Origin of the sequence: Nonomuraea sp. NPDC050153 (assembly GCF_044460125.1) — a bacterium.
GTDB lineage: Bacteria > Actinomycetota > Actinomycetes > Streptosporangiales > Streptosporangiaceae > Nonomuraea.
Genome location: NZ_JBITJQ010000025.1, coordinates 93,605 through 108,371, shown reverse-complemented (window position 1 = coordinate 108,371; position 14,767 = coordinate 93,605). Strand labels below are relative to the sequence as shown.

Here is a 14,767-nt window from a genome sequence, read left to right as displayed (position 1 = left end):
CGATCAGGAGGTCGGCGCGGGCGCGGGTGGCTCGGATGGCGGTGGCGTTGGGCTCGTCGACCTCGGCGACCCACCGGGCGGCATGGGAGGGGTCTTGCCGAACTGGACGTGCCGCCGGGTGAGGCGGTCCAGGCGGGCGCGGTCGTCGACCTCGACGTACCAGACCTCGGTCATGGCCGCCCGCACCCGCCGCCACGCGTCCTCGTCGGCGAGGAGGTAGTTGCCCTCGCTGACCACGACCCGCGCGGCCGGCGGCACCGGGATGGCGCCGGCGATCGGCTGCTCGATCTCGCGGTCGAAGGACGGGGCGTAGACGACGGTGCCGGTCTCGGCGCGGATGCGCTGCAGGAGCGCCAGGTACCCGTGGGCGTCGAAGGTGTCCATGGCGCCCTTGCGCCGCAGCCGCCCGAGGCGTTCGAGCTCGACGTCGGCCAGGTGGAAGCCGTCCATCGGCACCCAGACCGCCGGCAGCCCGGCGGCGGTGAGGCGCTCGGCCAGCCAGCCGGCCAGCGTGGACTTGCCCGCTCCGGGGCAGCCCGCGATGCCCACCACGACGCGGTCGCCGGCGGCGGCCAGCGCGCGTACGCGCTCGATCAGGTGCGCGCCGGTCACCGGACGCCTCCGGCAGGCGGGAAGCAGCAGGCGCGGACGCCCGGGAGCGGGGTGGGGGTCACGGCTCTCCTCGGATCAAGGGGTGCGTCCCGGCGTACGGACTGAGCGCGTACGTCTCCAATGAGCTGCAAGCGTATCGACGCTCTGGCAGAGGACATACCCCATACCCGTACAATGTGTTTTCCCTCTACTAAGGAGCATCGTATGGACCACAGTGAGCACCACGAGCATGCGGCCCCGCCCGTGGCCACGTGGGGGATGGCCGCGCAGGCGACCCTGCACTGCCTGACCGGTTGCGCCATCGGCGAGGTGCTGGGCATGGTCATCGGCACCGCCGCCGGCCTGTCCAACCTGACCACCGTGGTGTTAGCGGTCGCGCTGGCGTTCGTGTTCGGTTACGCGCTGACCATGCGGGGCGTGCTGCGGGCAGGTGTCGACTTCCGCACCGCGTTGAGGGTGGCGCTGGCCGCCGACACCGTCTCCATCGCGATCATGGAGATCCTGGACAACGCGGTGATGCTGCTCGTGCCCGGCGCCATGGACGCCGGCCTGGCGAACTGGCTGTTCTGGGTGGCGCTGGCCGCGTCGCTGCTGGTGGCCTTCGTGCTGACGACGCCGGTGAACAAGTGGCTCATCTCACGGGGCAAGGGCCACGCGGTGACGCACCAATATCACCACGGCCACTGAGCGTTCACCCGCCGTGCCACGAGCGCCAGAGCCTGGCGTACGCGCCGCCGGCCGCGACGAGCTCGTGGTGCGTGCCGAGCTCGGTGAGGCCGCCGTCCCGCATGACCGCCACCCGGTCGGCGTCATGGGCGGTCTGGAGGCGGTGGGCGATGGCGATGACGGTACGGCCGTCGAGCACGGCGGCCAGGGCGCGCTCGGTGTGGCGGGCGGTTCGCGGGTCCAGGAGCGCGGTGGCCTCGTCGAGGATCAGCGTGTGGCAGACCATCCAGGCGGAGCCCAGCAAGGCGCCGCAGGCGACGCGGCCGAGCTGCCTCGTGACCAGCCACCACAGGTACCGTCCGGCGCCTCGGCAGTCGGGGTCCCGGGGTCCACGATCTTCACCCTATTTGACGGGTCGCCGGAACGATGATGGGGTCCGTACCAGCGTCGCGGTGCACCCGGCAAGCAGACAGCCGAGGGCATGGAGGCGCCGGAACATGGGACGACCATGGAAACACCCGACGGGCGCCTGACGGCGTTCGGCAACCAGCTGATCGACGTGCACATCTGGCTCCGCGAGCAGCTCGCGGCGCTGCGCGAGGACGTGGACGCCCACCTCGCGGGCGGCGCGCTCCCCCGCGACCTGCGGGCCCACTGCCTGACCTTCTGCTCCGCGCTGGAGCGGCACCACACCGGCGAGGACGGCGACGCCTTCCCCGAGCTCGCCCGGAGCTTCCCCGAGCTGCGCCCGGTGCTGGAGGAGCTGCGCCGCGACCACCGGCTGGTGGAGGACTCGCTGCGGCGGCTGCAGGCGCTCCTCGACGACCCCGGCCGGGATCGCGACCCGGTTCGGGTGCGCGGCGAGCTGGACACCCTCGCCGCGCTGATGGAGACGCACTTCGTCTACGAGGAGAAGCGGATCGTCGCGGCGCTCGACGCGCTGGACGCCCCGGAGTGGCGCCGGTCCAGGCCCGGCTTCCTGATCTCCGGCGACACGTGATCAGCGGCGGAGTTTGTACCGGATGGGCAGGTGCTTGATGCCGCCGACGAAGGTCGTGGCGGTCCATTCCGGTACGCCGGCGAGCTCGATGCTCTCCAGGCGGGGCAGCAGCTCGGCGAACAGGGCCTTCAGCTCCATCCGGGCCAGCGCCGCGCCGAGGCAGTAGTGCACGCCGAACCCGAAGGCCAGGTGGCGGTTGGGGTCGCGGCCGACGTCGAAGGCGAACGGGTCGGTGAACACCTCCTCGTCGCGGTTGGCCGAGGGGTACGACAGCAGGACCGACTCGCCCGCCTTGATGTCCACGCCGTTGAGGGAGGTGTCGGCCGAGGCCGTGCGCATGAACTCCTTGACCGGGGTGACCCAGCGGATCATCTCGTCGACCGCGAGCGGCAGCAGACCGGGGTCCTCGCGCAGCCGGGCCAGCTGGGCGGGGTGTTCGATGAGGGCGTGCAGGCCGCCCGCGACGGTGGAGCTGGTGGTGTCGTGGCCGGCGGAGGCGATGATGACGTAGTAGGAGGCCGTCTCCACGTCGTCGAGCGGCTGGCCGTCCACCTGGGCGTTGGCGATGGCGGAGGCCAGGTCCTCGGTGGGGTGGGCGCGGCGGGCGGCGGTGAGCTGCTGGAAGTAGGCGAAGAAGTCGAGGAGCACCGCGAACTGGTCCTCGGCGGTGTCGCCGCGCCTGGTCTCCGCGTCCGCGCCGCCGAACAGCTCCTGGGTGAGCTTGAGCATGCGGGGGAAGTCGGATTCGGGCAGCCCGAGCAGGGAGAGGATGACGTACAGCGGGTAGTGCACCGCGATCTGGGTGGCGAAGTCGCATTCGCCGCCGTGGTCGGCCAGCCGGTCCACGTAGCGCCGGGCGAGCTCCTGGATCCGGCCCTCCAGGTCGCGCATGGCCTTGGGGCGGAACCAGTCGGCGCCGATCGCCCGGACCACCCGGTGGTCCGGGTCGTCCATGTGGACCAGCGTGCGCAGCTGGATGCCCTGCGCCGCCTGCTCCCTGGCGTGCTCCTCGAACGCCCTCTTGCCCAGGACCGGGCGCGGCGCGCTGAGCCAGAGGGCGTTGTCGCGCTCGACCCGCATGACGTCGGCGTGCCGGGTGACGGCGTAGAACGGGGTGTACTCGGGCGCCTCCACGAGATGGACCGGAGCCTCGCGGCGTAGCAGGGCGAGCGCCTGGTGCAGCCGCGCCTCGTCGGCGTAGGCGACGGGCTCGGCCAGCATGAGCCCCGCCTGCTCGATGGTCATGTTCATGATTCATTCCCTACCAGGACTTGGAGCTCGGTGTAGCCGTACAGGCCCCAGGGGCCGTTCTCGACGCCGAGGCCGCTCCACTTGTGGCCGCCGAAGGGCAGGTCGGGGCGGACGCCGCGGCCGTGGGCGTTGATCGAGACCTGGCCGCAGTCGAGCTCGGCCGCCACCCGCGCGGCCCGGTCCGGGTCGGGCGACCACACCGACGCCGTCAGGCCGTAGGTGGTGCCGTTGGCCCGCTCGACGGCCTCGCCGAGGTCGCGGTAGGCGATGACGGGCAGCGCCGGGCCGAACTGCTCCTCATCGACGATGCGCGTCCCGTCGCTCGCGCCGGACAGGATGGTCGGCTGGTAGAAGTAGCCGGGGCGGTCGATCGGCCGGCCACCGGCCGCGGCCGTCGCGCCGCGGTCCAGGGCGTCGCCGACCAGGCCGGCGACGCGTTCGTACTGCGGGCGGTTGTTGATGGGGCCGAGCTGGGCGCCCTCGGCGGTGCCGGCGTCCACCCGTACGGACCGGGCCCGTGCGGCCAGCGCCTCGACGAGGTCGGCGTACAGCCGTTCAGGGGCGTAGACCCGCTTGACCGCCAGGCAGACCTGGCCGTTGTTGGCGAACGCGCTCCAGAACAGGCTGTCGGCGATCTGCCCGGGGTCGGCGTCGTCCAGGACGATGGCGGGGTCGTTGCCGCCGAGCTCCAGGGTGACCCGTTTGAGGTCCTCGGCGGCGGCCGCGGCGACGCGCTTGCCGGTGGCCGTCGAGCCGGTGAAGCTGATCTTGCGGGGCACGGGATGGGCGGTCATGAGGGCGCCGAGCGGGTCGCGGCCGCTGATGACGTTCAGCACGCCGGGCGGGAGGATCGCCCGCAGCGTCTCCCCCATCGCCAGGGTGGTCAAGGGGGTGTACGGGGAGGGTTTGAGCACCATCGTGTTGCCGGCGCGGAGAGCGGGTGCGATCTTCCACGCGGCCAGGGCGATCGGGAAGTTCCACGGCGTGATGGCGGCCACCACGCCGAGCGGGCGCCGGATCACCTCGGCGGAGCCGTCCTGCGACACCTCGCGGGGCAGGTCCAGGTCGGCGTAGTAGCGCAGCCACGTCACGGCGGTGGCGATCTCGCGGTGGGCGTCCTTGAGAGGTTTGCCCTGCTCGGCGGTGAGGATCGGCGCGAGCCGCCCGGCCGCGGCCCGCAGCGCGTCGGCCGCCTCCCTGAGCAGGGCCCGGCGCCGCTTCTCGTCGCGCCGCCAGGCCGGGAAGGCCGCGGACGCGGCCGCCATGGCCTGGTCGAGCCGGTCGGCTCCGCAGTCGGGCGCCTGGGCGAAGACCTCGCCGGTGGCCGGGTCGACGACGTCGAAGGCGCCGGCGCCGGGTACCGCGGCGCCGTCGACGGTCATCGCGAACCCGGTCATGTGCCCGGCAGCAGGACGGGCTTGACCGTGGCGCCGCTCGCGGAGTCGCGTTCGGCGTCGTTGATCGCGTCCAGCGGGTACGTGCGGATCAGCCGGTCGAACGGGAACCGGCCCTGCCGCCACAGCCGGATCAGCCGCGGCACGAACTCCTGGGGCACGGCGTCCCCCTCGAAGATGAAGCGGACGGTGCGCCCGGCGAGCGCGGTCGGCGGCAGCGTGATCTCGCCGCCCGCGCCGACCAGGCCGCACGACCCGCCCGGGCGCAGCACGGCGATGGCGGTGCGGATCACCTCCGGCACGCCGGTGGTGTCGAGGGAGTGGTCCACCTGGCCGACGGCGGCGGCCAGGTCGGGGTCCGCGCCGTCGAGCGCCCGGGTGGCGCCGAGCTCCAGGGCCAGCTCGCGCCTGGAGGCGTGCAGGTCCACTGCGACGATCTCGTCCGCGCCCGCGGCCTTGGCGGCCATGACCGCCGCCAGGCCGACCGCTCCCGCGCCGAACACCGCGATGCCGGCGCCCGCGCGGACGTTCAGGGAGATCAGCACCGAGCCGGCCCCCGTCTGCAGGCCGCAGCCCAGCGGGCCGAGCAGCTCCAGCGGCAGCGACTTGTCGACGGTGACCAGGTTGCGCTCGGTGGCGACGGCGTGGGTGGCGAAGGAGGACTGGCCGAACCAGCGGGCCGCGACGGGCTCGCCGACGGAGCAGATGGCCCCGGTCGATCCGTCCGCGCGCACCCCGCTGAGGTTGCGTGCCATGAACTCGTCGCAGTACGGGGCCGCGCCGGTCAGGCACCGCCCGCACCAGCCGCAGGAGTCGTAGCTCATCACGACGTGGTCGCCGGGCGCCACGCGGGTCACCCCGGGGCCGACCGCCTCGACGACCCCCGAGCCCTCGTGCCCGAAGACCATCGGCATCGGCAGCTCCGCCAGCCCGCGGAACAGCACGTCGGTGTGGCACATGCCCGCGCCCGCCACGCGGACCAGCGCCTCGCCCGGGCCGGGCGGGGCGAGGGAGATGTCCTCGACGGTGAACGGCTTGCCCGGGTCGCGCAGGATCGCGGCTTGAGCTCGCATCACACTCCCCGGTTTTTGGATGGAGCCGTCCAATTGATGGCGACGCTAAGGCGGTTCCCCGGGCGTGTCAAGCATTCCTCGGCGTGCCGGAGACCGGGGTCATCGACATGCCTGCGCGAACCGCTGTACGGTATTTTTGGACCACATAGCGGTACGGACAGGGAATCGATGACCGACAACGCATCACCGCGGCTGCTCGACGGCGTACGCGTGCTCGACATGACGAACGTCCTGTCCGGCCCGTACGCCGGCTACCAGCTCGCCCTCATGGGCGCCGACGTGATCAAGCTGGAGATCCCCGGCACCGGAGACCTGGCCCGCCAGCTCGGCGCCGACCCCGCCCTCAACGACGAGAACCTCGGCGTGTCCTTCCTGGCGCAGAACGCGGGCAAGCGCTCGGTCACCGTCAACCTCAAGCACGACTCCGGCCGCGAGGTCTTCGCCAGGCTGCTCGGCGAGGCCGACGTGCTGCTGGAGAACTTCCGCCCCGGCGTGCTGGACAAGCTCGGCTTCGGCTGGGACCGGCTGCGCGAGATCAACCCCGGCCTGGTCTACTGCGCGCTGTCCGGCTTCGGCGCCACCGGGCCCATGCGCGGGCGTCCCGCCTACGACCAGGTGATCCAGGGCCTGGCGGGCATCATGAGCGTCACCGGCACCCCGGACACCGCGCCCGTGCGGGTGGGCTACCCGGTGTGCGACAGCGCCGGGGGCATCACCGCCGCCTTCGCCGTGGCCGCCGCCCTGCACCGCAAGCTCCGCACCGGGCAGGGCGCCTACCTGGACGTGTCCATGCTGGACGCGGCGCTCACGGGGATGGGCTGGGTGGTCTCGGACTACCTCGTCGCCGGGTGGGAGCCGGTCGCCATGGCCAACGAGAACCGTACGTCGGCGCCGTCGGGGACGTTCGAGACCGCCGACGGCCGGCTCAACATCGCTGCCAACAAGCAGGAGCAGTTCGAGGCGCTCTGCCGGGTGCTGGGCCGGCCGGAGCTGCTGAGCGACCCCCGCTTCCGCACCAGGGACGACCGCAAGGTCCACCGCGACGCCCTGCGCGAGGAGCTGGAGAAGACGTTGACGACGAGGTCCGCGGCCGAGTGGGACGAGATCCTGCTGCCGGCCGGCGTGCCCGCCGCGCCGGTGGTCACCGTCCCGCAGGCGCTGCGCTCGCCGCAGGTCGAGCACCGCGGCCTGCTGCACCGGCTGCCCTCCCCCGCCTCCGGCGGCGGCGAGCTGGTCCTGCTGGGCGGGGCCGCCCACGTGGACGGCCGACCCCTGGCACCCGCCGGCCCGCCGCCGAAGCTCGGCGAGCACACCGACGCGGTGCTGCGCGCCCTCGGCTACTCCGAGTCCGACATCGTCCGTCTGCACGAGGAAGGAGCGGTTTGAGCACGACCACAGAGCAGGTGACCGATTGGTGGTCCACCGCCATATCCGACATATCCCCCGGCGTCATCCGGCTGCACGGGTATCCCGTCGAGCAGCTCATCGGCCGGCTGTCGTTCGCGGACACGATCTGGCTGATGCTGCGCGGCGACCTGCCCTCGCCCGGCCAGTCCGCGCTGTTCGAGGCCGCGCTGGTGTCCGGGGTGGACCACGGGCCGCAGGCGCCCTCGATCGCCGCCGCCCGCATGGCCGCCACCTGCGGCGTCGGCCTCAACACCGCCGTGGCCACGGGCGTGGGCCTGCTCGGCGACGTGCACGGCGGCGCGGGCCAGCAGTGCATGGCCGTGCTCGCCGACATCCGGGGGCGGACGACCCCCGCCGCTCTGACGGGACCCGACCCGACGGGACCCGACCCGGCAGGAGCCGACCCAGCGGGAGCCGACCCGACAGGAGGCGACCCGGCAGGGCCCGATCCGGCGGGGGCCGGCCTGACGGAGGCCGTCTCGCGGGTGCTGGCCGAGTATCGGGGCACCCGGCGGTACGTTCCCGGGTTCGGCCACCGCTTCCACCCGCGAGACCCGCGCCGCGACCCGCTCGTGCGGGCGGTCGAGGACGCGGCGCGCGACGGCATCGTCGAGGGCGCGTACCTGCGGATCGGGCTGGAGATCGAGCGGCTGCTCGCGCCGGTCCCGATGAACGTCGACGGCGCCACCGCCATCGTCTACAGCGAGCTCGGCTTCGCGCCCGAGCTGGGCCGGGGCCTGTTCGTCGTGTCGCGCGCGGTCGGCGTCCTGGCGCACGCCTGGGAGGAGCACGGGCAGGGCCGCCGCATCAAGGGCCCCATCCCGCCCCCGCTCCTGCCCGCCTACCGGGGACCGAAGCCCCGCGACCTGCCCCTCCGGAACCACGGCACCGCGTGACCCGCCCGGCCGCCCGGACCACAGCGCCGCGTGACCCGCCCGACAACCCCGGACAGCGCTCTATGGCGATGACGTCCCCGGGAGCAGGGCGGGCTGGCGGCCTGGGCACGGTGACCGCGGCCATCACGAACGGCTCCCGCCCGGCGCTCTCGGGGACCGTGATCTCCCGGAAGCGGTCGATGCTGAAACGGCCGCCCTCGCGGCGGCGGGCGCGGACGGCGGGCACAGGCAATGGGCACAGGCGGTGGACCGCGGCACGACGACCCCGGCGCATGATCGCCACCGGTCCCGTACAGGTAGCATGCCGACATGCCGCCGACCCGCGAACACGCCGAGCTGAAGCTGCAGCCGTTGCCGCACGCGGGCCGGTCGCTGGCCGAGCAGGTGATCTCCGAGGTGCGCCGGGCGGTGCACACGGGCGCGATGGTCCCCGGCCGGCTCTACTCCGTCTACCAGGTGGCCGAGCAGCTCAACGTCTCCAGGAGCCCGGTCCGGGAGGCGATGCTGCGCCTGGCCGAGGCGGGGCTGGTGCAGGTCGAGCGCAACCGCGGGTTCCGGGTCGTGCTGCCGCACCCCCGGGAGATCGTCGAGATCTTCGGGGTGCGGCTGGCGCTGGAGCTGCCCGCCGTACGGCGGGCGGCCAGGGGTGGCGCGGCCGGGCTCGGCGAGGAGCTGCGGGCGACCATGGAGGAGATGGCGGCAGCGGTCGAGGCGGCCGACGATGCCTTGTTCTTCCAGCTCGACCAGGCCCTGCACGACCGTGTCCTGGCCGCGGCGGGCAACGGCAGGGCCCGCGCGATCGTCGGCGGGCTGCGCGACACCATGCGCATCCTCGGCACGTCCACGGACGACCGGTCCCGCACGCTGCGGCAGGTGCACGAGGAGCACGAGCCGATCGTGGCGGCCCTCGCGGCGGCGGACGCCGAGGGCGCGGTGCTCGCGATGCGGGCCCACCTGACCAACACCGGCCTCATCCTGGCCCGCCAGGCGGCCAGGGCCCAGGGCGAGCCCGCCGACGTGGACGCGTTGTGGGCCTCCATCGTCGACGAGCCGCAGCCGGGCTGACGAGCCGGAGACGGGCCGACGGGCCGACGGGCCGCAGCCGCGCCGACGGGCCGCAGGCGGGGCGACGGTGGGGCGCAAGCCGGGCCGACGAGCCGCGGGCGGGGCTCAGCCGGGCTGGCGGGCCGCGGGCGGGGCGAGCTCCTGGGCCAGGCCCAGCTCGTCGCGCACGCGGGCCAGCGACGCCGCCCGGATCGAGGCGTACAGCTCGTAGGGGTCGTGCAGCGGACGGCCGAGCACCCCGGCCAGCGCGTCGGCGCCGAAGTCCGCGCCCGCCGCCGTCACGTCCTTGGCGCCGTCGGAGGTCAGGTTCGACTGGAAGATGCCGGCCGCCGAGCGCGGCAGGAAGTCCTCGTACACGATGGGCCGGGCGCCGACCCACCCGTCCGCCAGGAGGGTCGCGAGGTCGGCGGGCGGAACGGCGCCGGGGCGCGCGTCCAGGACGTGGAAGGTGAAGTAGGCGAGGTCGCCCGCGACCAGCTCGGCCTCGGTAGGCGGCACCCGGTCCGACCACAGCTCGGCGCCGGCCGCGTTGCGCTCCTCCGCGGTGACCCGCTGCCCGGCGAGCACCCGGTCCAGCTCGGCGGACAGCGCGTCGTAGAGCGCGCGTCCCGCGGGCGTCACCGCGATGCCCCGCGCCTCCACCTCCCCGAAGCGCACGCGCAGGTCGTCCCGGACGACGCGGCCGTCGTCCTCCCGGAACATCCTCGGCTCGGCCAGCGCGCGGAAGGAGGTCTGGCGCAGCAGGAGGTCGGGGCCGTCCCAGCGGGGCGGGCCCTGGATGGCGTCGATCATGGTGATGCCGCGCTCGCCCATGCGGGCGTAGAGCGCGTCGATGTCGAGCACGCGCGGGGTCAGGTGGTTGACGTGCGTGGAGGCCACGCCGCCGATGTCGGCGGCCACCGCCGACACGCGCTCCAGCTCGGCGTACCAGCCTCGGGAGACGGGCTCCGCCGACAGCTCGAACGCCCGCGTGGCCAGCGTCAGGAACTCCTCGGCCGCCTCGTCGTCCAAGCCGCCCTCGGCCTCGGCGCGGTCGGCCAGCTCCAGCAGCCGCGGCGGGAACAGCCGGCGCGCCCCCAGGAACTCGCCGAGCCGCCGCTCCAGGTCCGCGCCGAAGAACCGCCGGTCGCCCGTCACCAGCATGGAGGTGAACACGCGGAAGGGGTTGGCGGCCAGCTCGGCCTCGTCCACGGGGCGGAAGGCCGTGGAGACGACCGGCACGGAGCTGCTGGCCGCCTCGCGCAGGTCGTAGTAGCCGACGGGGTACATGCCCATGGCGCCGAAGATCCGCGCGACCTGCGCCAGCTCGGCCGGGGTGCCGACGCGGATCGCGCCGTGCCGCTCGGCGGTGACGCGGCCGATGGAACCGAGCCGTTCGGCGTCGGCGCCCGTCCGGGCCAGCACCTCGCGGTTCACCTCCTGCGCGACCTCGACCAGGGTGTTGTACGCGGGGACCTCGGTGCCGTACATCGCTGACAGGCGCCGGGCGAAAGCCGCCCGCAGTGCGGTCGCGTCGACCATCGTGCCTTCTCTCCTCGCCGGCCGGAAGCGAGTAGCATGCTACATGAGTCGCATGTAGCATGCTACTCATGGACCGCGCTGCCGCTCTCGCGACCGACCTTCGCCGCCGTGGGGTCACCGACGTGCTGGACGACTCCACGTCCCGGGCGCTCCACTCCTCCGACGCCTCCCTCTACCGGGTGCCGCCGCTGCTGGTGGCCCGGCCCAGGTCCGCCGAGGACGTGGCCACGGCGGTCGAGCTGTGCGCGCGCCACGGGATCCCCCTCACCGCGCGCGGCGGCGGCACCTCGGTGGCCGGGAACGCGATCGGCCCCGGTCTCGTGCTCGACTTCAGCCGCCACATGAACCAGGTGCTGAGCGTCGACGCCGAGACCCGCACGGCGGTGGTGCGGCCCGGCGTGGTCCAGGCGGCCCTGCAGCGGGCGGCGGCGCCGTACGGGCTCAGGTTCGGCCCCGACCCGTCCACCCACACCCGCTGCACGATCGGCGGCATGATCGGGAACAACGCCTGCGGTTCCAGGACGCTCGGCTACGGCCGCACCTCCGACAACGTCACCGGTCTCAAGGCCGTGGCGGGCGACGGGACCGCGCTGGACCTGCCCGCCCGGGACGCCCCCGCCGCGCTGCGGGAGCTCGCGATGGCGAACCTGGCCACGATCCGCACCGAGTTCGGCCGGTTCGGGCGGCAGATGTCGGGATACGCGCTGGAGCACCTGCTGCCGGAGCGGGGCTTCGACGTGGCGCGCCTGCTGGTGGGCAGCGAGGGCACGCTCGCCGTGCTCACGGAGGCGACGGTGCGGCTGGTGACCGATCCGGCGCACCGCGCCCTGGTGGTGCTCGGCTACGCCGACATCGCCGCCGCCGGGGACGCCGCGCCGGGAGTGCTGGAGCACCGGCCGACGGCCTGCGAGGGCATCGACGCGCGCATCGTCGACGTGGTGCGCCTGCGGCGGGGCCCCGGCGCGGTGCCGTCGCTGCCGCGCGGCGCCGCCTGGCTGTTCGTCGAGGTCGCGGGCGACGACGAGACCGAGGTGCTGGAGCGGGCCGCACGGGTGGCGGCCGGCGGCGAGGACGCGCTGGTCGTCACGGACCCGGCGAAGGCGGCGGCGCTCTGGCGCATCCGCGAGGACGGCGCGGGGCTGTCGGGGCGCAGCCCCGCCGGACGGCCCGCGCACGCGGGCTGGGAGGACGCCGCCGTGCCGCCCGCGATGCTCGGCAGCTACCTGCGCGACTTCGAGTCGCTGATGGCCTCGCACGGCCTGACCGGCCTGCCGTACGGGCACTTCGGCGACGGCTGCCTGCACATCCGGCTGGACGTGCCGCTGGAGCGGCCGGGCGGGCGCAAGGAGTTCAGGGACTTCCTGGTGGCCGCGGCCACGCTGGTCGCCGGCTACGGCGGCTCGCTGTCCGGCGAGCACGGCGACGGCCGCGCCCGCAGCGAGCTGCTCCCGCTCATGTACTCGCAGGCGGCGATCGACCTGTTCGCCGGGGTCAAGGCGATCTTCGACCCGGGCGACGTGCTCAACCCCGGCGTGCTCGTACGGCCCCGCCCCTTCGACGCCGACCTGCGCGTCCCGGCCGCCCGCCCGGTGCGCGCGGGCCTGGCCCTGGCCTACCGCCACGACGGCGGCGACTTCGGCCAGGCCGTGCACCGCTGCACGGGCGTGGGCAAGTGCCGCGCCGACAACACCGCGGCCGGCGGGGTGATGTGCCCGTCCTACCTGGCCACCAGGGAGGAGAAGGACTCCACCCGGGGCCGCGCGCGGGTGCTGCAGGAGATGATCAACGGCTCGGACGTCTCCGGCGGGTGGCGCTCCCCCGAGGTCCACGAGGCCCTCGACCTCTGCCTGTCCTGCAAGGGTTGCGCCTCGGACTGCCCGACGGGGATCGACATGGCCGCGTACAAGTCCGAGGTGCTCCACCAGACCTACAAGGGGCGGATCCGCCCGGTCACGCACTACTCCCTGGGGCGGCTGCCGCGCTGGGCGCGGCTGGCGAGCAGGATGCCGCGGGCGGTGAACGCGCTCATGCGGGTGCCGGGGCTGCCGGCGCTGGCCGGGGTGGACCGGCGGCGCGGGCTTCCGGGATTCGCGCGGGAGACGTTCCGGGCCTGGTTCGAGCGGCGGGAGGTGGCGGGCAGGCCGGCGGAGGGCGAGCCGGTGATGCTGTTCGTCGACACCTTCACCGACCATTTCGCCCCCGAGATCGGCCGCGCGACCGTGAAGGTGCTGGAGGCCGCGGGCTACCGGCCGCGGATCAGCGCGCGCCGCCAGTGCTGCGCGCTCACGTGGATCTCCACCGGCCAGCTGGACGCGGCCCGCGCCATCCTGGGCCGCACGGTCGCCGAGCTGACCGAGGCCGCCGGTCAGGGCGTGCCGATCGTCGGGATGGAGCCGTCGTGCACGGCCGTGCTGCGCTCGGACGCGCTGGAGCTGCTGGAGGAGGCGGTGGCGGCGCCGGTGGCGGGCATGACCCGCACGCTGGCCGAGCTCCTGTCCGATACGCCCGGCTGGCGGCCGCCCTCGCTCGACGGGGTGACGGCGGTGGCCCAGCCGCACTGCCACCACCACGCCGTCATGGGCTGGGAGCAGGATCTCCGGCTGCTGCGGGAGGCGGGCGCGCGGGTGAGCCGGCTGGGCGGGTGCTGCGGGCTGGCGGGCAACTTCGGCGTCGAGAAGGGGCATCACGACGTGTCCGTGGCGGTGGCCGAGCACCAGCTGCTCCCGGCGATCCGGCAGGCCGAGCCGGGTACGACCGTGCTCGCCGACGGGTTCTCCTGCCGGACCCAGATCGCCGACCTGTCGGACCGGCAGGGCACGCACCTGGCCCAGCTCCTCGCCGACCGGCTGCCGTAAGGTCTGCTTATGCTCAATCCGCTCCACCTGCGGACGCTGACCGCCGTGCTGAACGCGGGCTCGTTCGCCGCCGCGGCCAGGCGGCTCGGCTACACGGGGTCCGCGGTCTCGCAGCAGATCGCGGCGCTGGAGCGGACGGTCAGGATGCCGCTGTTCGAGCGCGGCGCCCAGACGATCACGCCCACGCCGGCGGCCCGGTATCTGGTGTTGCGGGCGTACGAGGTGCTGGCCGCGCTGGACGCGCTGGAGGAGGACGTGCGCGGCATGTCCGAGGGCACGATCGGCCGGCTCAGGCTGGGCAGCTTCCCCACCGCGAGCCAGCGCCTGCTGCCGATCGCCCTGGCCACGTACGCGCGCACGCACCCGGCGGTGGAGACCCTGCTCGACGAGGGGGAGCCCGACGAGCTGGTCCCGCTGGTCCGGGCGGGAGAGCTCGACCTGGCCCTGGTCTACCGCTACGACCTGGTGCCCCGGGCCTGGCCGCGCGACCTGCGGGAGATCCCGCTGCTGGCGGAGGAGCTGCTGCTCCTGCTGCCCGAGCGGCATCCGCAGGCCGGCGCCGGGACGGTCGGGCTCGACGGCCTGGCTCACGAGACGTGGGTGTCCACCAGGGAGGGCACCTCGGGGGCCTCCTGCCTGCGCCGGCTGTGCGCGCAGGCGGGCTACGAGCCGCAGGTCGACTACCGCAGCAACGACTACGGCGTCATCCACGGGTTCGTGCGCTCGGGGCTGGGGGTCGCGCTCGTCCCGGCGCTGGCGCACCTGCCCGGCGAGGGCGTGGTCGCGACCAGGCTCGGCGGCGTCGAGGCCCGCAGGCACATCGCCGCCGTGCACCGGACGGCCGGCGCGAACCCGGCGGTGGCCGGCGCCGTGTGCGCCCTGCGGCTGGCCGCGGCCCGGCTGGGAGACGATCTTCCCCGGAGCATAAGAACTTCTTACGCCTCGCCCACAGATGCCGATGCTTGACCGCTTCCTCCGGCTCTGTCCGATCCCCGATCCTGAATGCGGTAAGCGCGGAAAGGAAGCC

At 74.1% G+C, this 14,767-nt stretch carries 12 protein-coding genes and 1 pseudogene; 7 read left to right on the top strand and 6 right to left on the bottom strand.

Annotated features, from left to right (window positions below):
• Window positions 1-3: 3 nt before the first annotated feature.
• Window positions 4-612 (bottom strand): nucleoside/nucleotide kinase family protein, encoded by a 609-nt coding sequence (locus ACIBQ1_RS42285; protein ID WP_397286142.1) that lies wholly within the window; start codon window positions 610-612, stop codon window positions 4-6.
• 204 nt (window positions 613-816) lie between these two features.
• Between ACIBQ1_RS42285 and ACIBQ1_RS42280 the strand changes: the two genes are divergently transcribed.
• Window positions 817-1,299: a DUF4396 domain-containing protein gene (locus ACIBQ1_RS42280; protein ID WP_397286140.1), complete on the top strand. Its 483-nt coding sequence runs from the start codon at window positions 817-819 to the stop codon at window positions 1,297-1,299.
• 4 nt (window positions 1,300-1,303) lie between these two features.
• Here the strand turns inward: ACIBQ1_RS42280 and ACIBQ1_RS42275 are convergent.
• Window positions 1,304-1,555: pseudogene (locus ACIBQ1_RS42275) on the bottom strand (ABC transporter ATP-binding protein); the annotation flags it as partial.
• 231 nt (window positions 1,556-1,786) lie between these two features.
• Here ACIBQ1_RS42275 and ACIBQ1_RS42270 point away from each other — a divergent pair.
• Window positions 1,787-2,278 (top strand): hemerythrin domain-containing protein, encoded by a 492-nt coding sequence (locus tag ACIBQ1_RS42270; protein WP_397286138.1) that lies wholly within the window; start codon window positions 1,787-1,789, stop codon window positions 2,276-2,278.
• Here ACIBQ1_RS42270 and ACIBQ1_RS42265 read toward each other — a convergent pair whose 3' ends face one another.
• From ACIBQ1_RS42265 to ACIBQ1_RS42255, 3 genes are read right to left on the bottom strand one after another with little or no spacing between them, the layout of a single operon-like run.
• The gene (locus tag ACIBQ1_RS42265; protein WP_397286136.1) at window positions 2,279-3,529 is read right to left on the bottom strand and encodes a cytochrome P450; all 1,251 of its coding nucleotides are present in this window, start codon (window positions 3,527-3,529) and stop codon (window positions 2,279-2,281) included. It lies immediately after the preceding gene.
• Entirely contained in the window at window positions 3,526-4,926 is a 1,401-nt protein-coding gene (locus ACIBQ1_RS42260; protein WP_397286134.1) for an aldehyde dehydrogenase family protein, read from the bottom strand. The genes ACIBQ1_RS42265 and ACIBQ1_RS42260 overlap by 4 nt, the downstream gene beginning before the upstream one ends.
• Window positions 4,923-5,996 carry an NAD(P)-dependent alcohol dehydrogenase gene (locus ACIBQ1_RS42255; protein WP_397286132.1) on the bottom strand — a complete coding sequence of 358 codons (1,074 nt, stop codon included), beginning with the start codon at window positions 5,994-5,996 and terminating at the stop codon, window positions 4,923-4,925. Before ACIBQ1_RS42255 ends, ACIBQ1_RS42260 begins: the two co-directional genes overlap by 4 nt.
• A gap of 168 nt (window positions 5,997-6,164) precedes the next feature.
• Here ACIBQ1_RS42255 and ACIBQ1_RS42250 point away from each other — a divergent pair, with 168 nt between their 5' ends.
• The 3 genes from ACIBQ1_RS42250 to ACIBQ1_RS42240 all read left to right on the top strand — a co-directional run bounded on the left by ACIBQ1_RS42250 (window position 6,165) and on the right by ACIBQ1_RS42240 (window position 9,364).
• Window positions 6,165-7,382: a CaiB/BaiF CoA transferase family protein gene (locus ACIBQ1_RS42250; RefSeq protein WP_397286130.1), complete on the top strand. Its 1,218-nt coding sequence runs from the start codon at window positions 6,165-6,167 to the stop codon at window positions 7,380-7,382.
• Window positions 7,379-8,299, top strand: a complete 921-nt coding sequence (locus ACIBQ1_RS42245; protein WP_397286128.1) for a citryl-CoA lyase — start codon at window positions 7,379-7,381, stop codon at window positions 8,297-8,299. Before ACIBQ1_RS42250 ends, ACIBQ1_RS42245 begins: the two co-directional genes overlap by 4 nt.
• A 309-nt stretch (window positions 8,300-8,608) precedes the next feature.
• Window positions 8,609-9,364, top strand: a complete 756-nt coding sequence (locus ACIBQ1_RS42240; RefSeq protein WP_397286126.1) for a GntR family transcriptional regulator — start codon at window positions 8,609-8,611, stop codon at window positions 9,362-9,364.
• Between the two features lie 105 nt (window positions 9,365-9,469).
• Here the strand turns inward: ACIBQ1_RS42240 and ACIBQ1_RS42235 are convergent, their stop codons facing one another.
• Complete coding sequence (locus ACIBQ1_RS42235; RefSeq protein ID WP_397286124.1) at window positions 9,470-10,885, bottom strand: 2-oxoadipate dioxygenase/decarboxylase family protein; 1,416 nt, start codon at window positions 10,883-10,885, stop codon at window positions 9,470-9,472.
• A gap of 68 nt (window positions 10,886-10,953) precedes the next feature.
• On the opposite strand from ACIBQ1_RS42235, the gene ACIBQ1_RS42230 reads away from it, so the two are divergent.
• Both ACIBQ1_RS42230 and ACIBQ1_RS42225 read left to right on the top strand, forming a co-directional pair.
• The gene (locus ACIBQ1_RS42230) at window positions 10,954-13,740 is read left to right on the top strand and encodes an FAD-binding and (Fe-S)-binding domain-containing protein (RefSeq protein WP_397286122.1); all 2,787 of its coding nucleotides are present in this window, start codon (window positions 10,954-10,956) and stop codon (window positions 13,738-13,740) included.
• A gap of 9 nt (window positions 13,741-13,749) precedes the next feature.
• On the top strand, window positions 13,750-14,706 hold the full coding sequence (locus ACIBQ1_RS42225) for a LysR family transcriptional regulator (RefSeq protein ID WP_397286120.1): 957 nt from the start codon (window positions 13,750-13,752) through the stop codon (window positions 14,704-14,706).
• The last annotated feature ends 61 nt before the right edge of the window (window positions 14,707-14,767 follow it).